Annotated in this window: 25 protein-coding genes and 4 pseudogenes; 20 read left to right on the top strand and 9 right to left on the bottom strand. The window is 59.4% G+C overall.

From position 1 onward, the window contains the following. Positions 1–449 precede the first annotated feature (449 nt). On the bottom strand, positions 450–1,070 hold the full coding sequence (locus X773_RS70380) for a transglutaminase-like cysteine peptidase (protein WP_031213004.1): 621 nt from the start codon (positions 1,068–1,070) through the stop codon (positions 450–452). 230 nt (positions 1,071–1,300) lie between these two features. On the opposite strand from X773_RS70380, the pseudogene X773_RS70375 reads away from it, so the two are divergent. Continuing rightward, a pseudogene (locus tag X773_RS70375) lies at positions 1,301–1,827 on the top strand (DedA family protein). Between the two features lie 241 nt (positions 1,828–2,068). Here the strand turns inward: X773_RS70375 and X773_RS70370 are convergent. Beyond that, positions 2,069–2,899, bottom strand: coding sequence for a universal stress protein (locus tag X773_RS70370; protein ID WP_023680201.1), 831 nt, complete (start codon positions 2,897–2,899; stop codon positions 2,069–2,071). Positions 2,900–3,367: 468 nt separating this feature from the next. On the opposite strand from X773_RS70370, the gene X773_RS0139760 reads away from it, so the two are divergent. Continuing rightward, positions 3,368–4,096, top strand: a complete 729-nt coding sequence (locus X773_RS0139760) for a helix-turn-helix domain-containing protein (protein ID WP_031213001.1) — start codon at positions 3,368–3,370, stop codon at positions 4,094–4,096. A gap of 143 nt (positions 4,097–4,239) precedes the next feature. After that, a pseudogene (locus X773_RS79395) lies at positions 4,240–4,941 on the top strand (tetratricopeptide repeat protein); the annotation flags it as partial. Positions 4,942–5,123: 182 nt separating this feature from the next. Here X773_RS79395 and X773_RS70360 read toward each other — a convergent pair. The 3 genes and pseudogenes from X773_RS70360 to X773_RS70350 form a co-directional block, all read right to left on the bottom strand. Then, a pseudogene (locus tag X773_RS70360) lies at positions 5,124–5,534 on the bottom strand (hypothetical protein); the annotation flags it as partial. 360 nt (positions 5,535–5,894) lie between these two features. Next, complete coding sequence (locus X773_RS78635; protein ID WP_023680196.1) at positions 5,895–6,104, bottom strand: hypothetical protein; 210 nt, start codon at positions 6,102–6,104, stop codon at positions 5,895–5,897. Positions 6,105–6,450: 346 nt separating this feature from the next. Continuing rightward, positions 6,451–7,797 (bottom strand): hemolysin family protein, encoded by a 1,347-nt coding sequence (locus X773_RS70350; RefSeq protein WP_023680195.1) that lies wholly within the window; start codon positions 7,795–7,797, stop codon positions 6,451–6,453. Positions 7,798–7,954: 157 nt separating this feature from the next. On the opposite strand from X773_RS70350, the gene X773_RS70345 reads away from it, so the two are divergent. From X773_RS70345 to copD, 12 genes and pseudogenes are all read left to right on the top strand, one after another. Beyond that, complete coding sequence (locus tag X773_RS70345; RefSeq protein WP_084641764.1) at positions 7,955–8,578, top strand: response regulator transcription factor; 624 nt, start codon at positions 7,955–7,957, stop codon at positions 8,576–8,578. 40 nt (positions 8,579–8,618) lie between these two features. Beyond that, entirely contained in the window at positions 8,619–9,971 is a 1,353-nt protein-coding gene (locus tag X773_RS70340; protein ID WP_348625953.1) for a sensor histidine kinase, read from the top strand. Then, positions 9,968–11,071 (top strand): ABC transporter substrate-binding protein, encoded by a 1,104-nt coding sequence (locus X773_RS70335; RefSeq protein WP_031212986.1) that lies wholly within the window; start codon positions 9,968–9,970, stop codon positions 11,069–11,071. Before X773_RS70340 ends, X773_RS70335 begins: the two co-directional genes overlap by 4 nt. A gap of 208 nt (positions 11,072–11,279) precedes the next feature. Continuing rightward, positions 11,280–12,383: an ABC transporter substrate-binding protein gene (locus X773_RS70330; protein ID WP_023680191.1), complete on the top strand. Its 1,104-nt coding sequence runs from the start codon at positions 11,280–11,282 to the stop codon at positions 12,381–12,383. Positions 12,384–12,503: 120 nt separating this feature from the next. Next, positions 12,504–13,301: an ABC transporter permease subunit gene (locus X773_RS78630; protein ID WP_245274846.1), complete on the top strand. Its 798-nt coding sequence runs from the start codon at positions 12,504–12,506 to the stop codon at positions 13,299–13,301. Beyond that, positions 13,252–13,932: an ABC transporter permease subunit gene (locus X773_RS78625; protein ID WP_245274845.1), complete on the top strand. Its 681-nt coding sequence runs from the start codon at positions 13,252–13,254 to the stop codon at positions 13,930–13,932. Before X773_RS78630 ends, X773_RS78625 begins: the two co-directional genes overlap by 50 nt. Beyond that, entirely contained in the window at positions 13,925–14,989 is a 1,065-nt protein-coding gene (locus X773_RS70320; protein ID WP_023680188.1) for an ABC transporter ATP-binding protein, read from the top strand. The genes X773_RS78625 and X773_RS70320 overlap by 8 nt, the downstream gene beginning before the upstream one ends. A 126-nt stretch (positions 14,990–15,115) precedes the next feature. Further along, positions 15,116–15,222, top strand: a pseudogene (locus tag X773_RS75570) (transposase); the annotation flags it as partial. A 101-nt stretch (positions 15,223–15,323) separates the two neighbouring features. Then, a complete protein-coding gene (locus X773_RS70315; protein ID WP_023680187.1) occupies positions 15,324–16,331 on the top strand; it encodes an AI-2E family transporter in 1,008 nt (335 codons plus the stop codon). A gap of 248 nt (positions 16,332–16,579) precedes the next feature. Next, on the top strand, positions 16,580–17,155 hold the full coding sequence (locus X773_RS70310) for a hypothetical protein (RefSeq protein WP_245274844.1): 576 nt from the start codon (positions 16,580–16,582) through the stop codon (positions 17,153–17,155). 158 nt (positions 17,156–17,313) lie between these two features. After that, entirely contained in the window at positions 17,314–17,706 is a 393-nt protein-coding gene (locus X773_RS70305) for a copper resistance protein CopC (RefSeq protein ID WP_084641759.1), read from the top strand. Between the two features lie 65 nt (positions 17,707–17,771). Next, a complete protein-coding gene (gene copD, locus X773_RS70300; protein ID WP_023680184.1) occupies positions 17,772–18,629 on the top strand; it encodes a copper homeostasis membrane protein CopD in 858 nt (285 codons plus the stop codon). A gap of 781 nt (positions 18,630–19,410) precedes the next feature. On the opposite strand, the gene X773_RS70295 is transcribed toward copD, so the two are convergent. Then, the gene (locus X773_RS70295) at positions 19,411–19,590 is read right to left on the bottom strand and encodes a hypothetical protein (RefSeq protein ID WP_023680183.1); all 180 of its coding nucleotides are present in this window, start codon (positions 19,588–19,590) and stop codon (positions 19,411–19,413) included. A gap of 374 nt (positions 19,591–19,964) precedes the next feature. Here X773_RS70295 and X773_RS70290 point away from each other — a divergent pair, with 374 nt between their 5' ends. Both X773_RS70290 and X773_RS70285 read left to right on the top strand, forming a co-directional pair. After that, on the top strand, positions 19,965–20,594 hold the full coding sequence (locus X773_RS70290) for a DUF1007 family protein (RefSeq protein ID WP_031212983.1): 630 nt from the start codon (positions 19,965–19,967) through the stop codon (positions 20,592–20,594). 21 nt (positions 20,595–20,615) lie between these two features. Continuing rightward, positions 20,616–21,329, top strand: coding sequence for an ABC transporter permease (locus X773_RS70285; protein ID WP_031212981.1), 714 nt, complete (start codon positions 20,616–20,618; stop codon positions 21,327–21,329). A 164-nt stretch (positions 21,330–21,493) separates the two neighbouring features. On the opposite strand, the gene X773_RS70280 is transcribed toward X773_RS70285, so the two are convergent. The 3 genes from X773_RS70280 to X773_RS73980 are packed head-to-tail and all read right to left on the bottom strand — an operon-like array spanning position 21,494 to position 23,415. After that, on the bottom strand, positions 21,494–22,282 hold the full coding sequence (locus X773_RS70280) for a hypothetical protein (protein WP_023680179.1): 789 nt from the start codon (positions 22,280–22,282) through the stop codon (positions 21,494–21,496). An 11-nt stretch (positions 22,283–22,293) separates the two neighbouring features. Next, entirely contained in the window at positions 22,294–23,031 is a 738-nt protein-coding gene (locus X773_RS70275; protein ID WP_023680178.1) for a HupE/UreJ family protein, read from the bottom strand. A gap of 48 nt (positions 23,032–23,079) precedes the next feature. After that, the gene (locus X773_RS73980) at positions 23,080–23,415 is read right to left on the bottom strand and encodes a hypothetical protein (RefSeq protein ID WP_156937473.1); all 336 of its coding nucleotides are present in this window, start codon (positions 23,413–23,415) and stop codon (positions 23,080–23,082) included. Between the two features lie 155 nt (positions 23,416–23,570). On the opposite strand from X773_RS73980, the gene X773_RS70270 reads away from it, so the two are divergent. The 3 genes from X773_RS70270 (at position 23,571) to X773_RS79385 (ending at position 24,969) form a co-directional block, all read left to right on the top strand. Continuing rightward, the gene (locus tag X773_RS70270) at positions 23,571–23,852 is read left to right on the top strand and encodes a metal-sensing transcriptional repressor (RefSeq protein WP_023680176.1); all 282 of its coding nucleotides are present in this window, start codon (positions 23,571–23,573) and stop codon (positions 23,850–23,852) included. 8 nt (positions 23,853–23,860) lie between these two features. Next, complete coding sequence (locus X773_RS79390) at positions 23,861–24,532, top strand: cation diffusion facilitator family transporter (RefSeq protein ID WP_348625952.1); 672 nt, start codon at positions 23,861–23,863, stop codon at positions 24,530–24,532. Continuing rightward, positions 24,481–24,969 (top strand): hypothetical protein, encoded by a 489-nt coding sequence (locus tag X773_RS79385; RefSeq protein ID WP_348625951.1) that lies wholly within the window; start codon positions 24,481–24,483, stop codon positions 24,967–24,969. Before X773_RS79390 ends, X773_RS79385 begins: the two co-directional genes overlap by 52 nt. Positions 24,970–24,976: the final 7 nt, after the last annotated feature.

Below are 24,976 nucleotides of genomic sequence, written 5' to 3'. Positions count from 1 at the left end.
TCACGGCGCTGTAGCTCATGCTGGGCGATCTGGCGCCCGCTCCGGATCGTGCTATGATTTCGCATGAGGACGTTCCATGCCTCTTGCATCCTGGTTTTCGTGGCGCTTGTTGCAACGCCCGCGCGGGCAGAATGTCAGTGCCTCGCCAACGGCCGGACGTTCCATCACGGTGAATTCGCCTGTCTGCGATTGCCGTCTGGACCGGAACTCGCGCAATGCGACATGGTTCTCAACATTTCGTCATGGAAAAAAATTCAGAGCGGCTGCCCGGAGGCGACAGCGCCATTGAGCGTGCTCGTCGAAGGGGGCGAGCAGCAATCAGGCGAAGCCGGACACAAAGCCTTAACAACGACGAACACTCCGACCTAAGACGAAGAGCAGGCTGCGCATCAGCCACAGAGATCTCTTTCGGCAAGGCGTCAACTTTGGGGTGAACTGTTACACTACCGTCACTTGATTGCGCTGACCAGCGGGTTGTCGCCATCGAGGGAGACCCAGCGCCCCGTGTCGGTGCCGGCTTGCCTCTTCAGGAAGCGGTAGCCGGTCTGGTCCCAGCGGCGCACCGTGTCGGTGAGGTTGTCGAGGATGAAGTCGCCCGTGTCGGTACGAACAGTCAGCACTGCATGACCCTCGCCGTCGGGCTTGCGAACAACCGTCATCAGCAGATCCGACACAGGAATGCCGCTGTTTATCAGACGGCGACGCTTTTCCAGCGCATAGTCTTCGCAATCGCCGAAACCACTGTCCGGATAAGCCCAGAATTCGTCCTGTCCGTACTGGTCGAGATCGCTCATCGGCTTGACGTTGTTGTTGACCGTCAGGTTAACGCTCGTAATCTGCCGCCAGAGTTTTCCGGTCATGTGCTCCGGACCATTGTCGCGTGAGCGGATCTCACATTCGGCCCGATGGGATTTGCAGAAATCGTAGTGACCGATCGGCTGCGAGGTAAAGCCACCGATCGGCATCGACTGTGAAGCCGTCGCCGCCGACCACGTGGACATTATCGCAATGATTGCAACGACCGCACCGCCGCCCAACCGAACGCACAACCGCACTCGTGAGGAACTCATCCGACCCGCCCAACCACCTTTGTTAAGAATGAGTTAAGGTCGATCCCGTGGGTTCTGTCAATCAGAGCGGGAGGAAGATCCTTCTGAATGGTTACTCGCGCCGTGTGCGTTGCTCGGCCGCTACACGTCTGCACGATTTCCGTTTCCTGCGCGGCAGGTCTTTGCCAGAGGGACCGATATGGTGAGATGTCAACCGTCGGTCACGCTTGGTGCGAATTGGAAAGTGATGAATGAGCCTCGATGAGGTCACGCAAGCGACGATCGCGTTTATCCGGATGCATGAAGCATGGGGTGTTCCGCTGGTGCTCGTGCTGGCCTTTGGGGAATCGCTGGCGTTCATCTCTCTGTTGTTGCCTGCAACCGTGATCCTGATCGGTGTCGGTTTTCTCATCGGCGAAAGCGGTATCGCATTCTGCCCCTGTGGCTTGCCGCCGCCATTGGGGCGGCATTGGGGGACTGGCTGTCCTTCTGGATCGGCACGCGGTTGGGAAACGGGGTTTCGCACCATTGGCCCCTGTCACGTTATCCAAACCTCATTCCGCGCGGTCACCTGTTCTTCGAGCGATGGGGGGTGGCCGGGGTGTTCTTTGGGCGCTTCTTCGGTCCTTTGCGCGCATCCGTGCCATTGGCGGCGGGCATCTGTAAGATGCCCGCCTTGACGTTTCAGATTGCCAACATCACCTCAGCCTTCGTCTGGGCCACAGGTATTCTGGCTCCCGGCGCCTTCGGCCTCAAATGGCTGCAGGCGTGGATTTGATGGGCACCAAAGGCGGACCGTCATTGTCTGCCTCTGGCAAGGGCAGGAATCAATCGTAGGCGGCGCGAACGGGTATGCTCCCCAGTTCAGTTCGAGTTCGAATTTCGAAGGCGAAACAATCCGCAACTCAAGAGAATTAGGCACGGTTTCGTCTTGAACTCGTAGCTGGTTCCTTTGACGCCGCTGGCGCAACCATAGGAGCCAGCTCGCCGCCGCTACTCGAGGCCAGATTTGCAGATTTCTAGTGCGACAAAAGGACAGGCAGGCGCAGATCGCCCAGAACGCCCTTGGTTGCGCCACCCACGACAAAATCTCTCATCCGGGAATGGCCGTACGCACCCATGACAAGCAGATCGGCGCCCATGCCGACAGCGCGCTCCTGAAGCGTAACGCCAATGGGGCGATCTTCCGCATCGATTGAGACTCCCTCAGCGGGAAGGCCACGCATTCTCAGGCTTAAAGCAAGGCTTTCGCCAATATCGCGCAGCGGCTTTTCGATTGTCACCGTCAGTACGGTTATCTTTGCCGCACATTGCAGAAACTCATACGCGTCGGCAACGGCCCGGGCCGCAACGCGACTCCCATCCCAAGCGATGATAACATGATCGATTGCACCAACATTTGCGCTTTCCGGCAGAATTATGGTCGGTCGGCCCGAACCAAACAGAACCGCGTCAACGGTCATGCGCGCAGTCTGGTTATTTGGCTCCAACCCAATCAAAGCAAAATCGAAATAGCGTGACTTCACTGCCGCAACATCGCTGACAGATGCCGGCTGAACAGCAATCTCCTCGGTTGTCAGGGACGATCCGACACGTGCCGCTTCAGCTTTCAATGCCTCCAGCAAATCGAGCCCGTGCTTGCGGCTGGTCGCTTCTGTCTCCCGGATCATTTCGGGAAGGTTGATCAAGTATCTCGACACCGGGTTGGAAATACCCGGGATATCGACATTGATCGTTAATGCGTGAAGCGCCGCGCCAATGTGCTTGACCACCGCGATTGCGTTTAAGGCGATTTTGGTGGAATTCGCTTCCGGATACGTCACCAGAGGAAGTAAGGCAATCTTATTCATTAAACCTCAGCTCCATGATTTCGGTCGCTGTCGAGCGACCAATGGCCCAACGCGTGTTACATACCTCAAGCCTCCTACTTCAGCCCGCCAAAAAACTCAGACGACCGAGGTTCGCTATCGCCTACCTCGATATTCCAAGGCGATCTTGCGCCGCATCGATTCCGTCCTGAACGGTCGTGGCTATAATGGCAGGCATCGATGACGAGAAATGTCAACAAAGATTAGCCCGTTTGTTGCCATGAGCGCAGTGGCGCCCGCAAGCATTGTTTTGACAGTAGCGGCAGCCGAGGATGTGGCGGAAACTCCGCTGTTCACGATCCGCGCCGGGGACCATCGGGGTTTGACATCTGGGGATCCGCGTTCTGCGATCATCCTTCCTGAATCCGGATACCGGCCAAACCTGGATGCCTAGCGAAGCTGTAACGCAGCCTGGCGCAACCGACGCGCCAGTGTTGTGGTCCCTACATTATGTCCGGCAGGCTCCAAGCAGACACAAGAGCGGGAGGGGTTGAAGCTGTCGATCGCGCGCTTTCGATCCTCGGGTGCTTCACAGAGCGCGACGAAGGTTTAAGCTTGGCCGAGATTTCTTCTAGAACAGGCCTCTACAAAAGCACGATCCTTCGGTTAACGGAATCCCTTGTCCGGAGTGGCTACATTGTTCGCATGGCGGACAAGCGCTTTGCTGCCGGCCCTACGCCGATGATATTGGGCTCATTCTACCCTCGTCGTTTTAAGATGGAGGCCTTCGTTCGGCCTCTCCTTTTGAGCCTTGTTGAACAGGCGAATGAAAGCGCATCGTTTTTTCGAAAGGAGGGAAATCGCAGCATTTGCCTGTTTCGTGCAGACTGTCGCCATTTGATCCGGGATCAAATCCGAGAGGGCGATGTGCTTTCGCTTGACCATCATGCAGCTGGCCAAGTGCTTGCTCGGTTTAGTCTCGCTAAGCCTAGAATGCGAATAGCTCTTATGGCGAAGATTCCGTTTGTATCGCTCGGGGAGGGAGATTCTGAAACAGCGACGATGGCCGTACCGGTTTTTTCAGGCAGCGAGGGCTTGGCCGGAGCGCTGGCTGTTTCTGGACCGCTGACCAGATTTACACCGGAAAAGCTGGTCAACATGAGACCGCTTTTGCTGGAATTTGACGAACGCCTATCGACATCCCTTGCGAGTAGCCAATATTTACAAGCGCGCTCATAGAATGGTCGTCACTAGAGCGTGTGTGCCCAAGGGCACGGGAGCAGCAGTTGGGGCGGATTGTGGCCTTCTTGCCTTTGAAAGCGGTTAAGCGTGATGACAAGCGAGGCTCCAAATCGGNCCAAATCGGCTACTCTGCTCGATTCATGGCAAGCGGCCCCGCCAAACATAATTGGAATCGACATCGGGCGCTTGAGGACATGACTGCCAGTGAGCGTCCGAGCAACAACGCGCACAATCAAAGCGATAGTGGCGATCTGATCCGCCGGGCGGTGGCTGCTTTCAATTCCGGTAGTCACGACCAAGCGATGCATCTGTGCGCATTGGGCCTGGGGCAGCACCCGGGCGATCCAGCGCTTTGCCATCTTCTGGCGGCGGTCCTGTTCGCAAGGGCAGACATGCCGGGGGCTCGTGCGCGCATCGAAGCGAGCCTTGCCGTTCGCCCGGACAATGTGCCTGCCTTGATTCTGGCATGCAGGATTGCCCGGGCCGAAGGCAGGTTTGAAGCGGCGTTGCAACAGCTGGATCGCGCAGCCAAGCTATCATTGCAGGCGGAAATCCTCATCGAGCGAGCACGTACCCTTGATCAGGCAGGCGACGCCCCGGCCGCGCGCGAATGCTGGACACTTGTCTTGCAGCGGGATCCGAAATCCCAGGAGGCAGCGGCGCGCCTCGGGCGCCTTGCCTGGCAACGCGGTGCGCCTGCCGAAGCGGAGGGCTTCCTCGAACGCGCTGTCGCCGGCGGTGGGCATCCGGCTGCGTGGTTTGACCTCGGGCTGGTGCGTCAGGACATGCGCAAGTTCGGCAGCGCCGCTCAAGCCTATCGGCGGGTGGTGAAGATGAGCCCGGACGCCCCGGAAGCTGCCGTCAATCTGGGTGTCGTCCTGCAGGAAGTCGGCGACCTCGACGGGCCATGGCTGCGTATTCGATTGCCTACAGTCTGCGCCCATCCACGTTCGGCGTCATCGCCATGGCACTCACATCGGCGTCCAGCGGCCGGCTATGGCTTGATGAGGAAGCGCTGCGTCGCTCACTCGCTGGTGGAGCGTCCCCGCCTGGCGCGAAACCGCTTGCGGTACACACCGGGCGTTGACAGGATATCGGCGACCGTCTGCGCATACGATGCCTGCCGCTTTTCATCGAACACCTCGTATTCCAGCTGCGGCTCAACCCGTGGAACCGCAAAGCACTGCGCGACCGGGGTTCCTTTCCTGAGCAAGCCGGAAAACTCGGGCTCAGTCCAGACCGCCGGGAAATTAATGCCCCCATCGTTGAACCGGTCGGAATCCACCAGGCCCGTCACCAGCCTGAAGGGCAGATCGTCGCGATTGACCGGATGCGTCGCGAACAGCGACCAGCCGTCCTCGACCTGTATGGTCCACAAGCTGTTGAATTTGAGGGCGGCTTGACCGGGAGTGGCAAACGGGCTGCCTGCGAGTTGCCCCGGNTTTTTTTCAAGCAGAAGACGGCATACGAGATATTGGCGTGACTGGAGTTCCTTTCCTGAGCACGCCAGAGAATCCGGGCTCCGTCCAGATCGCCGGGAAATTGATGCCCCCATCGCTGAACCGGTCGGAATCCACCAGGCCAGTCACCAGCCTGAAGGGAAGATCCTCGCGATTGACCGGATGCGTCGCGAAGAGCGACCAGCCGTCTCGATCTGTATGGTCCAGAAGCTGTTGAATTTGATAGCGGCTTGACCGGGAGTGGCAAACGGGCTGCCTGCGAGTTGCCCCGGCGTGTGGAAGCTCAAAGGCGCTCGGGGGTGGTTCCCGGTGACCGGGTCCGGAATCTGCCAGTCCTAGGAAAAGGTCCCTTTGTCGGCGACGACGTCGCACGGCAGGAGGATCATGAAGCCATAGGTCATCGCATCGATAACGGGCGGGCACTGCTTGAGCGTGCGAATGTCGCGGCCGTGGATCGCCGAAAAGGAAGTAGCGGGCATTGTGCGCAGCCAATCCGGCAACGCGCCGCGCGCGAGGATCGGGCGTGGCAAATGCTCGACCAACATTGGATCACATCGGAAAATGACACGCATCGTCGCCTCCCGGCATTGCGATACCACGATTGCCGATCACACTCCAAGCGGCGATAAGGCAAGGGCAATGCTCCGTTGACACTTTGGACAAGTTGGCGAGTTTTTTTAATACAGGCGAAACCCATCCGTCCGCTAGCCCAAGCCGTTCCAAAGGCCATCAGGGAAGGGAGCCACGCAGGCAACCAACTGCCGCGTCATCATGACTAACGGCAGAATCACCACCACGACTGCCGGGTTTGCGGGATAAAGCAAGGGCGCCGCCGAGCAACCACGCAAAAATGAAAATGACGACGCCTGTCTTGCAGGAATCCGGGCATTCTTACTCCGATGTTTCTTGCCGCCCCGTGGGAGAGTTCCTTCGTGCGAGCAGTTTGTCGATCCGCCGGCCATCCATGTCCACGATCTCGAAGTGCCAGCCGCCATAATCAAAATGTTCCCCGACCTCAGGCAGATGCCCTAGTCGAAACAGGGCAAATCCTGCGATCGTATGGAAGTCGCCTTCAGTTGGCCGTGCTCGAAAACCAAGGCGATCGAAGGCGTCCTGGGCCGACATCATACCATCCACGAGAAGGGAGCCGTCTTCACGCTCGACGATATCCGGCTCTTCGCCTTCGATGTTGGGCAGGTCGCCGGCGATGGCTTCGAGCAAATCGGTCTGGGTAACAATTCCTTCCAGACTTCCGTACTCGTCGAGGACCATTGCTATGCGGACGGGCGCCTTCCTGAACTGCTCCAGCACTTTGAAAATCGGCGTTGATTCATGAACGACGAGCGGCTCACGGATGATCGCCATCGGATCGAGAACCTGCCCGTCAAGAACCTGGTCGAGCATGTCCTTCTTCAGAACCATGCCGAGCAGTTCATCGATACCGCCCTTGCCGACAAGGAGCTGCTCATGGCGGCAATCGCGGATCGTACGAAGAATCTCGGTTCGGTCATCATTCACGTCGATCCAGTCGATATCCGGCCGAGGCGTCATGATGTCACTGATGCGGCGCTCGCCGATATTGAAGACCCGCTCGACCATCTCCCGCTGCGCCTGCTGCAACAGCCCGCCTTCCTGACTGGCCGAGATCAGAAGCTTCAGCTCGTCTGGCGAGTGCAATGAATCCTCACCGGTTCCCGGGCGCAGGCCGCAGAGTCGCAGAACGAGGTTGCCGAGACCATTCAGCATTAGAATCGCCGGCCTGAGCAGAAAGAGGAACAGACCGAGCGGACGCACGACCCAGAGCGCAGTGTCTTCGCTGCGCTGGAGCGCCAGACTCTTTGGTGCGAGCTCGCCAAGCACGATGTGAAGCGCGGTGATGATGATGAAAGCGATCGCGACGGCGACAGTGTGTGAGCCCGCAGTCGCCAACGACCCCAGCAGCCCGATCAAGAGAGGCTCGACGAGATGCGCGAGAGCAGGTTCGCCGATCCAGCCGAGCGCCAGCGATGAAATGGTGATGCCGAGCTGGGTCGCCGCCAGATTGGCATCGAGATTGTCGACGGCCCGCTGGAGCGCTGCCGCGTTCAGCCGCCCAGCCGCAGCGAGTTCGGCAACTCGGCTTCGGCGCACGGCGACCAGGGAAAACTCGGCGGCGACAAAGAAGCCGTTTGCGGCCACGAGTAGGAGAACCGACAAGATTCCAAGAATGTCGCTCAAACTGCCATCGCCTGTCGGCATGATATCCTCTTAATGACGCAATTGGATACGTCTCTGAAGCGCAAATGATGGCATTGCGCAATCGCTATCAGCATCACGATCGCCAGAAGCATAATCCCCTGATGGCGATGGTGGTGCATCTACTAGCGACTGATCACGGTGCGGTCGAATACGTTGAATGCGGCAAAGTGCGTGGTCCAGCCGTGGCTTGCAGCGCGGGTCATGTACCGACGCGCCGCGTTCTTGGCGTGGATGCGCAGNCGATCTCGTCATCCTCGACGTCATGCTGCCCAGCCTCGACGGGTTTGAAATCGTTCGACGGCTCCGGCAGGCAAGGAATACGACCCCGGTTCTGATGTTGACGGCCCGTTCCGAGATAGAGGACCGCGTTGGCGCGCTCGATCTCGGCGCCGACGACTATCTGGTCAAACCGTTCGATTTCCGGGAATTGGAAGCGCGCGCCCGTGTTCTGCTCCGGCGGAAAAGCGGCGAGGCGACCAACATCGTACAGTGTGGCGATGTCGTGCTCGACCGCGGCAGCCGCTCAGTCCGAGTAGGCAGGCGCGAGGTGCAATTGAAACGACGCGAGATGACGTTGCTTGAGATACTGGCGTCGCGGCCAGGCCGCGTCTTCAGCAAAGATGAACTTATCGATCAGCTTTTCGGGTTTGACGAGCCGGCCAATCAGAACGCGATCGAACTTTATGTCGGGCGGCTGCGCAAGAAGCTGGAAGGCGCCAAGGCGCAGATCGTTACCGTGCGGGGCGTGGGATATCAGCTGGCTTCCGATGATACCGGCTGAGCCTTCCCTTTTCACGCGCCTGGCGGTCCGCATCTCGCTGGTGCTGGGCCTGGGTGCGGCTCTTCTGGTGAGTGCGGCGTCGTACTACGCACGTACCGCCGCCGATGACGCCTATGACCGGCTTCTGCTTGGTGCGGCCATCCAGATGGCAGACAGCCTTACGGTTGAATCCGGTTCGCTCATCATCAACCTGCCGGTATCAGCTTTTGAACTCCTGGGCCTCGCCAGCCGCGATCGCATCTTCTATCGCGTGATCGGCCCTTCCGGCGCGACGCTGACAGGTTATGCCGATCTGCAAACAGAAGTTGATCTGGCCGCAATACACGATGTCCCGGTATTGGAATCGGCGCATTATCGCGGCGAACCGGTTCGGATTGCGGTGGTGGCGCGCGCACTGTCCGATCCAGCCGTATCCGGTTGGGCGCATGTCATCGTTGGGCAGACCACGGAAGCCCGTCGCGCGCTCGCGGGTGAATTGACTCTCAGGGCGACCGTCCTCCTGGCGATCATGAGCATATTGGCATTGGCTGGAGCGATGATTGCTATTCGCTATTCTCTGCAACCGGTCAAGCATCTCGGAGCGACGCTCCGCCGTCGCGATCCACAAGACCTGACGCCGGTAACGGTCGTCGTACCGAGAGAATTGCGGCCCTTCGTTACTTCCATCAATTATTTCATGAGTCGGCTCGACGAGCGCGTGAAACTCCTGCAGCGCTTCATCGCCGACGCGGCGCACCAGATCAGAACGCCGCTGACAGCGCTAACGGCGCAGCTCGATCTGTTGAGTCAAGCCAAGCTGGACAAGTCGAGCCGCCAGCATCTCGATCGCGTACAGCAGCGCGCCAGCGAACTTGCGCGCCTGACCAACCAGTTGCTCAGCCACGCCATGGTCATCCATCGTGCCGATTCCGTGCAGCTTCAGCGGCACGATCTGGCAGATGTCGCACGGCGCGCTTTCCGTGCGGCGGTTCCGATAACTATCGATCCGGACATCATCGTCTCCTTCGAGGCGCCTGACGACGAGCCGGTCGTGCTTGCGGACGCCGTCAGCCTTCGCGAAGCGATCGTCAATATCATCGACAATGCCTTGCGCCATGGAGTAGTGTCGCGCCTTGAGGTCAGAGTACGCAGCGACGGTACGCGTGCCCATCTCGAGGTCGAAGATGACGGACCGGGCATTCCGCCGGGCGAGTGGGAGCGGGTCACGCAGCGCTTCGAAACGTCCAAATCTCATGACGGCAGCGCAGGTCTTGGTTTCGCCATCGCGTCGGAGGTTGCGGCGGCTCACGGTGGCGCGCTGACCTTTCGCGAGACAAGCAAGGATGGCGGGAAGGGCACGCAAGGGTTCACCGTCACCTTGACGTTGCCCATCGCCACGGAGAAGACCGGATGATAACGGGAACATTGCCGACATTCGGTTTGATGGCTGCCGTCCTCCTATGCATCGGTCACGCGGCAAGAGCTGCTGAAGGAAGCAGCGCATTTTTCCCTTCGTCTCAGCCGGAGAAGGACCGACTGTCGATCCACGCCGCGACCGATCTGGCGGCTATGCAACCACTGATCCGGGATTTTCAGTCCGTTTTCCCCAACGTGGCAGTCGACTATGTTGAATATGTCACCAACGACTTGCAAAGGAGTGCCAGTGAAGCCTGTCGGACGGACGCGGTGCTGGGCGACATCTTGTTGTCTCCGTCGGTCGACCAACTCGTGAAGCTCGCCAATGACGGCTGCGCGGCGCCGCACGTGTCGGCCGAAACCGCGCATGTCGCCAATTGGGCAAACTGGCGCGACGAGGTATTCGGCTTTACCTACGAACCGGCCGTCTTCGTCTATAACGCCCGCCTCGTGCCGTCCGGCGACGTACCGCGCACCCACATCGAACTCGCCGATCTTCTCAGGCGGCGGATCGATTTTTATCGCGGACGGGTCGGAACGTTCGACATCCGACTTTCGGGCATCGGCTACCTATTGGCGTTCAGTGATGCGCGGCAGACGACGGCGGTCTACGGTCGGCTTCTGGAAAGCATGAGCCGAGCGGAAACTGTGGTGCGTTGTTGCACCGCGGAGACCCTTCAGGACGTTGCAAACGGGAGCCTATATATAGGCTACAATATGATCGGGTCATATGCCTACGCGGCGGCCAGGGGCAATTCCGATTTGAGGGTCGTTGTCCCGCGGGACTATGCGCTGATACTCAGTCGTGGCGCGCTCATTCCGAAGACGGCGCCGAATATGGGCGTTGCCAAACGATTTCTCGACTACCTTCTGTCAGCCCGGGGACAGAAGGTTGCCAGGGATAGCGCCTTCTTTTTTGCCGAGAACGGGCAATTGCCTGAGGGAGCGGACGGCCCGGAAAAACTTGGGGAGTCTGGTATCGCGCGCGCCATACGCATCGGCCCTGCGTTACTTGCCGTACAGGACGAGGCGTTGCGCCGCCGCTTCATCGAGGATTGGAGCAAGTCCATGATCGATGCGCAGGGCCAGCGACCGTGACGCGTAGGATGCCGTCCCAAGATTTCAAAAATTCGGCAATACGTCGATGTGGCCGATCCGGCTGTCGTCGACAATCTGATCACGACCCATCGGGCCTAGTCGGCTGAGCAAACCTCGACATCGCCGTGACAGGTTGGTGACAGGTCAGGATGATACTCGCCTTTGTGCCTGGAGGCGTACGATTTAGGCGAACTTGGAGGAGACCCTAATGAAAAATCGTCTTGCGACGATGATGGCCGCGTTTTCGCTGTCAGCCGCTTTCGCGACGCTTGCCGCCGCTGCCGAGATCCCCGCCGGGTATCCGGACAACTACAAGGATCTGGTGGCCGCCGCCACCGCGGAAGGACAGCTCAGCATCTATTCGACGACCGATGCGGCGCTGGTCCAGCCCTTGCTCAAGGACTTCGAAGCAGCATTCCCCGGCATCGCCGTCGAATATTCCGACCTCAATTCCACCGAACTCTACAATCGCGTCATTGCCGAAACCGCTTCGGGCCAAGGCACGGCAGATGTCGCATGGTCTTCGGCTCCGGATCTGCAGATCAAACTTGCCTCAGACGGCTATGCGCAGGAATACAAATCCGTGGAGGCGGCCCACCTTCCGGCCTGGGCGTCCTACAAGGACATGGTCTATGGTACCACCGCCGACCCGGTGACTTTCGTCTACAACAAGCGTCTCGTGCCTGAAGGCGATGTTCCCGCAACCCACGCCGATCTTCTCAAGCTGATGACCGGGAAGACCGCAGAATATGATGGCAAGATCGCGTCCTACGATCCGGAAAAATCCGGTGTCGGCTTCTATTTCTACAACCAGGACGCCAAGAACTGGACCGATTCCTGGGCGCTTAACAAGGCTTTTGGCAAGGCCCATATCAAGCTCTACAGCTCCGCCGGCTCGATGATCGAGAAGGTCACGTCTGGCGAACATTCCATCGCCTATGGCATCTTCGGCTCATATGGCCTCGCCAAGCAGGCCAAGGACGAGAACCTCGGTGTGATAATCCCGAAGGACTATGTCCTGGTGACCACCCGCGCCACCGTCATTCCGGCGGAAGCCCAGGATCCCAATGCTGCGAAGCTATTCGTAGACTATCTGCTGTCGGCGCGCGCGCAGAAGCTGATCGCCGACGACATCAAGCTCTATGCCGTTCGTGATGACGTTGAAGGGGCAACCACGCTGGCGTCCATAAAGGCCGCCGCCGGTGAAAACGTTCACCCGATCGCGCTCGACGACAAGCTGCTCGAAGGTCTCGACGAGACGACACGGCTGGCGTTCCTCAACGAGTGGCAGAAAGCCATGAAGGGCGAGTAATCGCTTGATCGGGAGTGCCTCCACAGTCGGCTCTCTCACCCTTCTTGCTATTAAGAATCATCGGAACCGCGCGCTTGCGCTCTTGCTAGCGGACGGCCCCCGGCTTTGTTCGAGGCGATCATGCCCTTCCGTGTCTTTCGTGTCAGCACCAACCTCCTCGCCATCCTGGTGGTGCTGGCACCGGTCACCCTGATCATTTATCAGAGTTTTCTGTCCGCGCCTTTCTTCCAGAAAACCGCGCATCTGTCGCTGAACGCCTACAGCTTCATCCTCGCGGACGCGGATTTCTGGCTAGCGCTGACGACTTCGCNCGCGCATCTGTCGCTGAACGCCTACAGCTTCATCCTCGCGGACGCGGATTTCTGGCTAGCGCTGACGACTTCGCTCAAGCTCGCGGTGGGCATGACGGTGATCGCAGTTCCGGTGGGAATCCTGCTGGCGTTCATCATCGTGCGCACCGACGTGCCGGGCAAGCGCTGGCTGGAGCCGATCATCCTGATCCCGGTTTTCATGTCGGCGGTGGTGCTGGCCTTCGGCTATGTGATGACACTGGGACCAGTCGGCTTCGTCTCGCTGGCGGTCAAGTCGATGATCGGCTACGTGCCCTGGAATGTCTATTCGGTGACATCGATCGCGATCATTGCCGGGCTCACCCATGTCCCACATGTCTATCTCTATGCATCGGCGGCGCTCCGCAACGTTGGCGCCGACCTCGAAGAGGCGGCACGCACCGCCGGCGCTGGCCCTTGGCGCGTCGCCGCCAGTGTGTCGCTGCCCATGGTGATGCCGGTGGTGCNTCGCGGCCACCGTGATCATACCGGTGGGCGGCGTCGCAATTCGTTCACTGGTGACAAGCTGGGGCGTCGGGGTGAATATCTTCCAGGTGCTGACGTTGGATCACTATCGCGATCTCGCTGACTATCCGAATGTCATCAGCGCCATTCTCAACACGGTCGGCGTCGCGGTGGTCGGCGGCGCGGCTTCGATCGCGGCCTATACTGCCGTGGCACTCGCCGGTCACCGCTCGAACGCACCCCTGACTAAAGTCGTCGATTACGTGGCCATGATACCGCGGGCGATGCCGGGCATTGTGGCTGGCCTGGCCATGCTGTGGATATTTCTCTTCTTCAAGCCGATCGCACCCCTGCGTGCCACGATGATCTCGGTATGGCTCGCCNATACCATTGTCTGGTTCGCCTATGGCATGCGGCTGATTTCCGGAACGCTCCTGCAGATCGGCAAGGAGCTCGAGGAAGCCGGCCGGTCAGTTGGCGCCAGCGAGGGCCGGGTCGCCCGGGACATCACGCTGCCGCTCATCCGCGGCGGCATGTTCTCGGCCTGGCTGTTGATCTTCCTGATCTTCGCCCGTGAATATTCGACGGGCGTCTATCTGCTCGGACCGGGAACCGAAGTGATCGGCTCGCTCATGGTTTCCCTTTGGGGCACCGGCGCGATCGATCTGGTCTCGGCTCTCGCCGTCATCAACACCGTCATCATCGTGACCGGTCTTGCCCTCGCGATGCGCTTTGGAGTCCGCCTCAATGACTGACATCATCATAGACGGCCTGCGCCTCAGTTACGGCAACCTTGAAATCCTGAAAGGTGTGTCCTTCTCGGTCGAACCGGGTCAGATCGTCGCCTTGCTCGGCGCGTCCGGGTCCGGCAAGACGACGCTCTTGCGAGCGGTCGCCGGTCTGGAGACACCCAAGAGCGGCAAGATACTGCTCGGTGACAAGCCGCTTTTCGATGCCGGGCAGAACATCAATCTGGCGCCGGAAACGCGCGGTCTCGGGCTGGTATTCCAGTCCTATGCGCTGTGGCCGCATCGGACGGTGTCCGAGAATGTGGGTTATCCCCTGAAGCTGCGCAAAGTGTCCCAGGCAGATGTTGCGAGCCGCGTCCAGAAGGCTTTGGACAGCATCGGCCTCGGCAAACTGGGCGAGCGCTATCCGCATCAGCTCTCCGGCGGACAGCAGCAGCGCGTGGCGTTGGCCCGTGCGCTGGTCTACGAGCCGAACGTGATTCTGCTCGATGAGCCGCTCTCAAATCTGGACGCCAAGCTACGCGAAGAAGCGCGGATCTGGCTGCGCCGCCTCATCACCAATCTCGGGCTATCGGCGCTGTGCGTCACCCATGATCAGGTGGAAGCCATGGCGCTCGCCGACCGCATCCTGCTGCTCAACGGCGGCCAGATCGAACAGGACGGAACGCCCAAGCAAATCTACAACAAGCCGAAGAGCCTGTTTGCAGCAGAGTTCATGGGCGCCAGCAATCGCCTTGACGGCGTGGTTACCGCCATCAACGGCAACCGTGCGGAAATTGTCGCCAACGGCATCCATCTTGTGGGCAGCGCCCAGCAGGAGCTGACCGTCGGCGCCAAAGTCACCGCACTCGTCCGGCTTGAGCGGGTGACGTGGTCCGGGGAGGACGGCCCTGGACGTATTGCCATGACCTGCGTCGAGAGCCTTTTCCTTGGCGATCGGCATGAAGTCATTTTCGAAAGCAATGACCTGACCATCCGGACCTATTCCCGGGACGCCCTTCCGTCCGGCCAATACCATGTCGAGTTCCCCTTCGAGGATCTGATGGTCTTCGCGGCGGAATGAACTTCGGCGTTCACCACCAAGAGGATCATTCTTGCCAACCGGCATGAACATTCTCGAGCGGCTGACCTGCCACGGGCAATTTCCTCCATCTGAGATTAGAGTCCGGCTCGATTGAAGGGCGGACTGATGAAAAGAATGCGGTTTACGGAAGAGCTGATCATCGCGGTCCTGCGTGAGCATGAGGCGGGGCAAAAGCGGGCGACCTGGCGCGCAAGCATGGGATCTGCGAGGCGGTTAGCCTTACACACGTGTTGAACGCGTGTTCGCTTGCGCATCACCGGGTATCAAAGCTAATGAAACCCGGAGAGGACTTGGCTGCTTCTGCAGGTGAAAAGTGCTGACTTTCTCATGGTTCTATCTCGCGTCGTGCCTGCTTGCGCTTATAGCGCTCGTCGCCGTTCTCGAACTCGGGCTGCTTCCGGCACTGCTTTCGGGCCTTCTCGTGTTCAATCTCGTTCATTTCGCCGCACCGATGCTCCATCGAATCGGCGTCTCCAACAGCCTGACGAAAAGCCTTGCGCTGACCTTGGTGGCATTGATCTTCACGCTCCTGATAGCCGCCGCTATCTTTAGCGGCATGTCGCAATTGACTGGCGGTTCGGAGAACGTCGTGACGCTCCTCAAGAAGATGGCCGAGATCATCGATACCGCGCGCGTCCATCTCCCGACCTGGGCGATGGCCTATTTTCCCTCGAACATCGAGGAACTGGAAGTCTTCGCGGCCCGGTGGCTCCGCGAACATGCCGGCCAGCTTCAACTCGTTGGGCGGGATGTTGGCGTCCTGGTGGTCCACATTGTCGTCGGCATGGTGATCGGCGGCTTGATCGCGGTGAGCTCGGCGGCGCCATCGCGCGAGCCCGGCCCACTGGCGGTCGCGCTGGCGGATCGTGTCAACATTCTGAGCAAGGCCTTTCGCAACATCGTGTTCTCGCAAATCCGGATTTCGGCGTTGAATACGTTTCTGACGGCGGTCTATCTCGTCGCTGTTCTGCCGTCCTTCGGCATCGATCTGCCATTCATCAGGACAATGATAGCGCTGACTTTCGTCGCCGGCCTTCTGCCGGTCATCGGCAATCTGATCTCCAACACGGTGATCGTGGTTGTCAGCCTCAGCATCTCCTTCCTTGCAGCGCTCGGCTCGCTTGCCTTTCTCATCATCATTCACAAGCTCGAATACTTCGTAAACGCCAAGATCATCGGTTCGCGGATCAATGCGCGTGCCTGGGAGCTTCTTCTGGCGATGGTTTTCATGGAAGCCTGGTTCGGTATGCCGGGTCTTGTCGCCGCGCCGATCTATTATGCCTATCTGAAGGCTGAACTGACGATGCGCGGGCTAATCTAGGGTTAGGGCAGGTGGCGATTTGACGACGCAAGCAAGGTTGCTGGGAAACCGCGCAAATTTGGCCACTCGCTGAACAGCACCATCTTGGTTAGTGAACCCTCAGGAGTTTCGTGACCGATTTGAAGGTTTAATAGCACGCCCCCTGCAAAGACATTAGACAGCGCTAAAACGTAAATTGTCCGGAGGCATGTAATCTGCTACTGTTTGATCACCGACAAACAGCTCTGGAAAGCCGTGCGTCGGACGTCATGCACAAGATCAACTCAAACCGGAGAACGGCCATGAAACGGCTTCTGACGGTCGCTGCCTTTTTGGCGGCAGGCAGTTTGGTTACGATGCAAGGCGCAGCCGCCGACGACGCTGCGATGATCAAGAGCGCTGAATCTGCTGCACCCCCTGCCGTGGCAAGCGGCGCTGCGGTCTACGCCGCGGATGAAAAGGGCGCCATGCGCACCCTGCGCGAGGGCAAGAACGGCTTCTGGTGCATGCCAGACAGCCCGTCCACGCCCGGCCCGGACCCAATGTGCGGCGATGCCAACGCGATGGAATGGGCGATGGCATGGATGGAAAAGAAGGAACCGCCCAAGGGCAAGGTCGGCTTCATGTACATGCTGTCCGGCGGTACCGATGGCAGCAACACCGATCCCTATGCGACGAAGCCCGAGGAAGGCAACAATTGGATAGAGACCGGCCCGCATGTGATGATCGTCAACGCAATGGACATGATGCAGGGCTATCCGACGGACCCCAAGCCTGACACATCCAAGCCCTATGTGATGTGGCCGGGCACTCCATACGCACATCTCATGATCCCGGTTAAGTAGCTGAAACGGAGTCACGCGGGCGCAAACGCTTGTTTGGCCCGCGCTTGTCCTGATAATTACAAACGCTTGCGGCGTCCGTGACCTTCAATCGAGAGTCTCGGCGGTCGGTAACGTGTTGGCCTGATCTCCCATCACTTTTCCGGCAAACGGAAAATTTCGTGACAGCTCGAACAGTCGCGGCCCTGCAACACCAACAAATTCGTATACTCGTCAGAAAGTGCATAGTCTTTGATGAACGTCGGGAGGAGTTCGCGTTGAACCGAACTATCCGAATGATCGCCACAGTTGCGCTGTGGAGCGTGCCATTATCGGGCCAGGCGCTTGCGCATGCTCGATTGGTCCAGGCTACTCCAGAGATCAATAGCACCATTGCCGCTCCGCCCACTGAGATTCGACTGCGCTTTAGCGAATCCATTGAGGCTCGATTCTCGGGCATCGATCTGTCGGGGCCGGATGGTGCGAAGATCACCACGGAGATCGCGGTGCGCGATGAGGACATGGTGTCACCTGTATCAAGGTCCCTTGCGCCGGGTGTTTATCAAGTTGATTAGCACGCGCTGTCAGCAGACGGGCACAAGGTGAAGGGCAATTTCAAATTTGAAGTCAGACCGTAGAAATGGACGTTGATGGCACTCTGGCCTTCGCCCGGTGGGTCTACTTCCTCTCAGTGATGATTCTATTCGGGTCGGCACTCTTCCCTTTCTATGCGCTAGACAGAACCGCGGCTTCCGCGCTTGCGCCTTTACCCCCTAACATCAATCCTGCCCTCGCACTTGCGGCCGCAATCTTCGCGGCAATTTGGCTGCTGTGCTTTACGGCCGGGCTCTCCGGACGCGAGGGTATGGTTGACACCTTGCACGGCGTTCTCATGGAAAGCGACTTCGGAACTGTTTGGTTTGTTCGCCTTTCGCTCGTTCTCCTGCTCCTGGTGATCAGCTTCTCGGGGCGGCCCGAATTGGTCGTCGGGCCGGCTTTCTTGCTACTGACCTGTGAGGGTTGGCAGGGCCACGCGGCGGCGTTGGGCCTTCTAGCCTCACTGACTCAAGCTCTCCATGTTGCAAGTGCCGGGGCGTGGATAGGTGGCCTCCTGCCCCTCGGCCTGCTAATCGCGGCAGCGCAGCGGCATCCATCCGAAGTCGCAGGCGTGGAAACCGTCCTGTGGCGCTTCTCCCGCTTTGGTATGGTGGCGGTTGCGCTCATTTTTTTTACGGGCGCTATGACCACTTGGCTAATGCTTGGCTCGTTCCCCGATCCGCGCAACAGCTACGGTCGAATTCTCCTGTTCAAGATCAGCCTATTCGTCGCGATGGTCGGTTTGGCGGTCTACAATCGATACGCCCTGGTCAGCCGCATGAAGTCCGAACCGGCCAAAAGTTTGGGCACATTGTCTCGCAACGTTGCGCTGGAGCAGATCATTGGGTTTGGGGTGCTTATGGATGTAAGCGCGCTGGGGCTTATGGATCCGTACGCGTGACGCGCTGACTTTGCAATTATCCGCTGGCAACCGTTTCTGCAATTCGCGATCGACACTCACCTCTATCCGCTTGGCGCACAGAGTGGCTGGCCGGTCTGGCTGCCGATCTCAACCAACGTTAGGACGTGTGGAGCGCGGATATATGCCTGCGACCTAGACACGATTCCATGCGTAAACGAGTAACTGCCAGCCCCAGCCGGCCAGCGTTCATCGCTCCTTTGATCCCCACCCTGGTGGAGAAGCCTCCCGAGGGCCGAGGGAATGGACACACAAGTTCGACGGCTACCGCGGGTCTTCAATGCGGACCGCGTCGGAGAATAACTGGCGAATGATACTACGGGGCGACGGCGCAGCCGCCGACAGTCGGATGCAGGTCGATCTCGTCGCAGCCGCTGGGCCCGCCAAATGGCACTCTTGACTAACGTGCCAGAGGGTCCATTTTTTGACCCTGCGGTGTGCTGATGTCGAAGCCCCTCTTTATCCCGGCGCTCGCTGCTATATGCCTGAGATCGCCGCTGGTGCGTGCCGATAAATGTCGATCTGGCGTTGGAAGCTTTTCACGGTATTTGTCTTGCCCATGGACCTGACTTCGAACGAACCGTCCTGCGGCCAGGAGACGCGGATGGACTCCGGTATCCGGCGACGCAGCACTTGCCCCCGTCGGTGACGTAGGCGCCTTCCAGGGCTGGGAGGCTACCGGTGACGACCTCCCGGCCAAAACCATGATCGCGGTGACAAAAGCCACTTGAATGGCAAGTCCGTGCAACCTTGCTCCATAAACCTATTCGATGTCGACCGCGCGGCATTCGAGGAGCGTTTCTTCGCCCGGACGGATGCCGAAACAATCGGCGAGGACAGAAACGGAATGCAAGTTTCCAAACTCTACATATTGACAGTCGGCAATCGCAAGCACTTGTCCATTTGACGTTCCCGAGGTCCGGATCACATCGAACAGGGTCATTGCAAGCTCGATCGCCGACGACTAGGGCGGATCAGCTGGTGTTATCTGCACGGGACGCGGGGCTTTTTGCGTTTGCAAGGAACTCGCGATAGGAATGCTCTGAATCGATCAGGAGCAGGAAATTGAGCGATCGGCAAAAGATCATCTGGATGATAGTGCTGGCAATCCTTGCTGGTATCGCGGTGATCATGCTCAAACATTGGCTGAAGGGCGACCTTGGGTAGCTGCCTCCTTAGATGAAGCAACACAGCCCTGATCGATCAAGGTTGGTATGGGCTTTGGCCCGTCCCATTTCGGCCTGCTTGCAATGGCAGGTGTCCTGCCTCATGCGGAATCGACGAGCGAAATGTGAGCGAAAAATGCAACTGACAGGCATGGTATCCGGCGCGGCGCTGTTGCTCGCTTCCACCGCGGCAGCGAACGCCCATCCGCATGTCTTTGCCGAAGCGAAGCTGGACCTGACCGTCGGTCCAGACAGGACGCTCAAGTCGCTTCGGCATCTCTGGCGTTTCGACGACCTCTTTTCCAGCACTGTGCTGATGGAATTCGACAAGAATTCCGACCTTGTCCTTGATGCGAAGGAACTCGATGAAGTCGCTCTCACCGTCCATGCGTCGTTGGCCGAGTACAACTACTTTCAGATGGTGACCTTGAACGGCAAGGACGTGACGATGGCGCCACCGCCGAAGTTCAGCGTCAGCTATGAAAACGATCAACTCGTCGTTCAGTTCGAAACGCAGCCGAAGGACCCGTTGGCCCTTGCTGGAAAAGTCAGTATCGGTGTCTACGATCCGACCTTCTACACGGCAATCGATTTTACCGACGACGACAAGCTTGCGGTGGCCGGTCTGCCGCAAGGCTGCTCACGTTCCGTCGTCCGTCCAGATCCGGACACGGCCATCGCGCAGAACCAGAAGAGCCTGACAGACGCGTTCTTCAGTGATCCGACGGGGACCGATCTCGGCAAGATTTTCGCGACGCGCCTCGAATTGACGTGCGGCTGACCCGGAGCCGGTTCGATGGCAATGTTCCAGACGCTGGTCGAGTTCCAACGCACGATCTACCTGGCGCTGGCCGAGCAGATCAAACTGCTTGCGGCCGGCGGCGGTTGGCTGGCGTTCACGGCCTTTCTGCCCATGGGCATTCTGTTCGGTGCGGCGCATGCGCTGACGCCGGGCCATAGCAAGGCTGTCCTGGCCACCTATCTGGCAGGATCGGATGCCAGCGTCCGGCGTGGGCTTCTGGTGTCGCTGACACTCTCCTTCACGCATGTAACGATTGCCGTGCTGATCGCGGCGCTCTCGTTGCCGTTGGTATCGATTGCCCTGGGCAGTGTTGGCCGCGCCCCGCTGCTGGAAGACGTCAGTCGGGGCCTGCTTGGCCTGATCGGCATTTGGATGCTCTGGCGCGCATTGAGCCACGGCCATCACCACAAGCATGAGGGCGAGGCCGTCGGCGTCATGGCCGGCCTGATCCCATGCCCGCTGACGCTTTTCGTGATGACCTTTGCGATATCCAGAGGCGTTCCGGTCGCCGGCATTCTTTTCGCAATCACCATGATGGCCGGCGTGGCGCTGACGCTGTCTTGCGTTGCGGTGCTGTCGATCCTGTTTCGTGAACGTCTGGTGCATTTTTTCGATAGCCGGCCACGCCTGTTCGATGCCATGTCCCGAGCCATTGAGGGCGCTGCCGGCTTGGCGCTTGCCGGCGTAGCCGTTTGGCAGATCACGTCGGGCTGAAATGCGGTGAACCATATCGAGGGGTGGATCAAGACCCGTTTACCTGGAGGTCAGCCGTGTCTTCGTCGCGGCGCAAAGCTTCGACGCGCATCTGCGCTCGTCGGTGGAACAGACGGATAGGTGACGCCCGACGCTCGAAGTGGCGCCGGGCGACCCTGTATGCGCTAGATCATACGCTTGATGTCGATGTAGTCGCCTTCAGTCTGGATCGTCAGGGTCACGTCGCTGCCACCGCGGTTGCGCCAGAACCAACCGTGATTTCCATCGAAGGCGGCTTCAATGGCACCTTCGTCAGCTGGAACGCTGCGACCCTTTTCATAGCTGACGGACTGACCGCCGCCATCGCCGTGCGTCTCGAAGTTCACCACGCCGCCGTCAGCTGTCCAGGAAAAGTTTGCCTTGGCGCCCTGCCGCATCACGAGCTTGACTTCGGCACCCTGGCCTGGCGCCAACGTGAAGGATAGCTCGTCTTGCCTTCCATCTGGCTGGATCGGGGCTTCCGAGGTTGCTTCGGCGGCAGGCGTTATAGCAATGGCCGGAGCCTCGGCAGGAGCGATCTCTCCAACTGTCACATTGTCTTGGGATACGGCCTCCCCAGTTGGCGACGGCTGCAAAGCAGGCCGTTCGGCGGTCAGGGCGACGAGGAGGTTTTCGATTCGGTCCATGCGCGCCATCAACTCGGCCGGAGGGACCATTTGCGTCATCCGCTCGGTTGGTGCCTTCGCGCTGGCCATTTCGTCGGCTGCCGCCTCGGCTGCCAGCTGTGTCTTGATTTCGCCCATTCTGGTGAGGCCGAGCAATCTGCCTGCTCCGGTCGGGTCGATCGCATACTCGGACGGCATGACGACCGTGATGACCAATGCGAAAGCCGTCAGCGCGGCAATGAAGGTGGAGCGCTTCAGCTGCGCTGACGTCGGCAAATCGGCGCGGCTGGGAAGGTCGGTGTTGTACATGATTCGGTTCCTTATGCGGCGACGAACAGGCCGGTGAGCTGATATCCGATCAGCAGGAAACCAGCCGTCATCATGATGACGTTTGCGGTATAGGCGTGGCGCCAGAAACTTCGTGTCCGGCGCCAGTAGCCCATCACGATCAGGATGGCGCCAAGAGCCAAGAGCTGCCCGATCTCGACGCCGACATTGAAGGCCAAAAGGTTGGGCACCAGGCCGTCCGACGAGATGTTGTATTCGATGATCTTCGTCGACAGGCCGAAACCATGGAAGAAGCCGAAGACAAGCGTCGCGACCTTGGTGTTCGGCTGGAAGCCGAGCCAGCTCTGGAAGGCGCCCATATTATCGAGCGCCTTGTAGACCACAGACAGGCCGATGATCGCGTCGATGATGTAGCTGTTGATGCCGACATTGAAGTAGACGCCGAGCAGCATGGTCGTGGAGTGGCCGAGCGCGAACAGGCTGACATAGATGCCGATATGCTTCATCCGGTAGAGGAAGAAGATCACGCCGAACAGGAACAGGATGTGGTCGTATCCCGTCACCATGTGCTTGGCGCCGAGATAGATGAAGGGCAGCACGTTGATGCCCGAGATTTCCTGGATATAGCCCTTGTCGCCGGCGGCGACGGCATGGGCGAAGGCTGCTCCGGCGAGCAGTGGCAGGGTCAGCAGAGCGATAAGCAGGGGCAGGGCGGTTCGCCAACGTGCGCGGCGCGAGCGTGACCGGCCCCGGTGGAAGGGTCCTTGCATGAGATTTCCAATCTTCGTCGTTGAGGGTGGCCGCGCGAGCGGCCGCGATCATGCGGCGAGGAATGGTCTCGGCGGTCGCTCGAGCCGGAATGTCGTGTCCGGATCGACGAAAGTCGGCGGATAATTCAGCCAGCCCCGCTCGACCTGTGGAACGGTCGGTGCGAAGTCGGCGGGCGTACTCGCCGCCTCGTGCGAGTGGTCTGCCGCATTGTGCCCGTGAAAATGATCAGAGTTCTGCTCGCCGGAAACGCCATCATCGTGTGCGTGGCCAAGATCTTCGATCTGCGCGGCGGCTCCGCCGTGACGTTCAACCGCGGCGGCTGCAATCGCGATCGGATCGTGTGAGGTCGAATAGCCGAAAGGACGCAGCACGCCGAACATCATCGCTAAAGCGATGACCAGGCAAAAAACCGTGCGGTGGATCCGATTCGGCATGAACGGCGATTATTCTCTAAAATCCTAACGAATGGTTTTTGCTACCTCAGAATCGAGGCCTCTTTGAGACTTGCATATCCCCTCCGGGAGGATAGTATTAACATATGAGCGACCAATCCCACACCCACGAAACCCACCCCGATATCGTCAAGCGCCTGAAACGGGCTGATGGACATCTCAAGGGTGTCATCGAAATGATCGAGGCGGGCCGGTCCTGCCTCGACCTCGCCCAGCAGCTTCATGCTGTCGAGAAGGCCATTTCGCAGGCCAAGAAGACCCTGATCCAGGATCATCTCAACCATTGCCTTGAAGACGTCGTCGGGCCGTTGGCGCGCGAGCAGCGCCGCTCGATCGACGAGTTCAAGGACATCACCAAGTACCTGTGAGAAGCGCCATGATGGACAAAGTTCGCGATTGGTTTGGGTTTGGCCCGATGACGCATGGCATGGGGGGGAACGGACATGATCACGGTGATGGCGGCCATGGCCACACACACGGTGTCATAGATCCGACGATCGCCACGACGACGCGCGGCATCTGGGCGATCAAATGGTCATTCGTCGTTCTGGCCATCACGGCAGCGCTCCAGCTTGTGGTTGTGTTCCTCTCCGGCAGCGTGGCGCTGCTGGCCGACACGATCCACAATGTCGGCGACGCGGCCACTGCCATTCCGCTGTGGATCGCGTTCGTGCTGGCCCGCCGCAAACCGAGCAAGACGTTCACCTACGGCCTGGGCCGGGTCGAGGATCTGGCCGGGATCGTCATCGTTCTCATCATCCTCTTCAGTGCCATCGTCGCCGGCTACGAGGCGATCGACCGGCTGATCAATCCGCGTCCCATCACGTTTCTTGGCTGGGTCGCCATCGCCGGCCTCATCGGCTTCATCGGCAATGAAGCGGGCGCCGTATTNCCGCCATCGTCGATGAAATCCATCATGCCGCCGAACACGTGTCGGGCATCGGGCGCGTTGAAAGCGTGCAGGCACGCTGGATCGGACATCGTCTGCATGCCGACGTGGCCATCAGTGTTCCGGAGATGGCGACGGCCAAGGACGTGCTGGGCGTAACCGAAGCCCTCAAGGAGGAGCTGTTCGCCCACTTGCCGGCGTTGGCGGAAGCCAATGTCCGCCTGGTGAGCCCAGCCGGGCTGGCCGTCACTGGCGCGGAAGCCTCTCATGCTCACCATCATGCGCCGGAGCCCTTCAAAGTCGCCTGCGATCTGGCTGCGGGGACGTTGGAAATCGTCGACACGGCGGCCGGCGAGCGGATGCGGCTGACCATAGAACGGCACACCGATGATTTTACAGCCACGGTGATCATCGACCGACCCAATGGGCCGGAGACGCTTCGCCTCGAACCCGTCGCCGACAACCATCATCGGCTTGAGAGCACCGTCGCCCCTGCCGAACCGCATGAGTTCCAGGCAAGTCTGGTGCTGACCGCGAAAGATCGCGAACAGGTGCTGCCGTTCAAGATGGTCGAACCCGAAGGTCACCATCATTAGATCGACT

The organism is Mesorhizobium sp. LSJC280B00, from assembly GCF_000502835.1.
GTDB lineage: Bacteria > Pseudomonadota > Alphaproteobacteria > Rhizobiales > Rhizobiaceae > Mesorhizobium.
Note: the sequence above shows the minus strand (reverse complement) of the source record. Positions and strands in the feature narration are given on the sequence as shown.

What these genes read in the sequence shown, in the direction of transcription:
- X773_RS70370 (WP_023680201.1), bottom strand. Translation starts at nt 2,899, where the DNA reads ATGAATAAGATTGCCTTACTTCCTCTGGTGACGTATCCGGAAGCGAAT.
- X773_RS70275 (WP_023680178.1), bottom strand. Translation starts at nt 23,031, where the DNA reads ATGCAAGGACCCTTCCACCGGGGCCGGTCACGCTCGCGCCGCGCACGT.
- X773_RS70335 (WP_031212986.1), top strand. Translation starts at nt 9,968, where the DNA reads ATGATAACGGGAACATTGCCGACATTCGGTTTGATGGCTGCCGTCCTC.
- X773_RS70280 (WP_023680179.1), bottom strand. Translation starts at nt 22,282, where the DNA reads ATGTACAACACCGACCTTCCCAGCCGCGCCGATTTGCCGACGTCAGCG.
- X773_RS70350 (WP_023680195.1), bottom strand. Translation starts at nt 7,797, where the DNA reads ATGCCGACAGGCGATGGCAGTTTGAGCGACATTCTTGGAATCTTGTCG.
- X773_RS70330 (WP_023680191.1), top strand. Translation starts at nt 11,280, where the DNA reads ATGAAAAATCGTCTTGCGACGATGATGGCCGCGTTTTCGCTGTCAGCC.
- X773_RS73980 (WP_156937473.1), bottom strand. Translation starts at nt 23,415, where the DNA reads ATGATGTTCGGCGTGCTGCGTCCTTTCGGCTATTCGACCTCACACGAT.
- X773_RS70295 (WP_023680183.1), bottom strand. Translation starts at nt 19,590, where the DNA reads ATGACCCTGTTCGATGTGATCCGGACCTCGGGAACGTCAAATGGACAA.
- X773_RS0139760 (WP_031213001.1), top strand. Translation starts at nt 3,368, where the DNA reads ATGTCCGGCAGGCTCCAAGCAGACACAAGAGCGGGAGGGGTTGAAGCT.
- copD (WP_023680184.1), top strand. Translation starts at nt 17,772, where the DNA reads ATGGACGTTGATGGCACTCTGGCCTTCGCCCGGTGGGTCTACTTCCTC.
- X773_RS78635 (WP_023680196.1), bottom strand. Translation starts at nt 6,104, where the DNA reads ATGTTGGTCGAGCATTTGCCACGCCCGATCCTCGCGCGCGGCGCGTTG.
- X773_RS70320 (WP_023680188.1), top strand. Translation starts at nt 13,925, where the DNA reads ATGACTGACATCATCATAGACGGCCTGCGCCTCAGTTACGGCAACCTT.
- X773_RS70290 (WP_031212983.1), top strand. Translation starts at nt 19,965, where the DNA reads ATGGTATCCGGCGCGGCGCTGTTGCTCGCTTCCACCGCGGCAGCGAAC.
- X773_RS70310 (WP_245274844.1), top strand. Translation starts at nt 16,580, where the DNA reads ATGCACAAGATCAACTCAAACCGGAGAACGGCCATGAAACGGCTTCTG.
- X773_RS70285 (WP_031212981.1), top strand. Translation starts at nt 20,616, where the DNA reads ATGTTCCAGACGCTGGTCGAGTTCCAACGCACGATCTACCTGGCGCTG.
- X773_RS70270 (WP_023680176.1), top strand. Translation starts at nt 23,571, where the DNA reads ATGAGCGACCAATCCCACACCCACGAAACCCACCCCGATATCGTCAAG.
- X773_RS70380 (WP_031213004.1), bottom strand. Translation starts at nt 1,070, where the DNA reads ATGAGTTCCTCACGAGTGCGGTTGTGCGTTCGGTTGGGCGGCGGTGCG.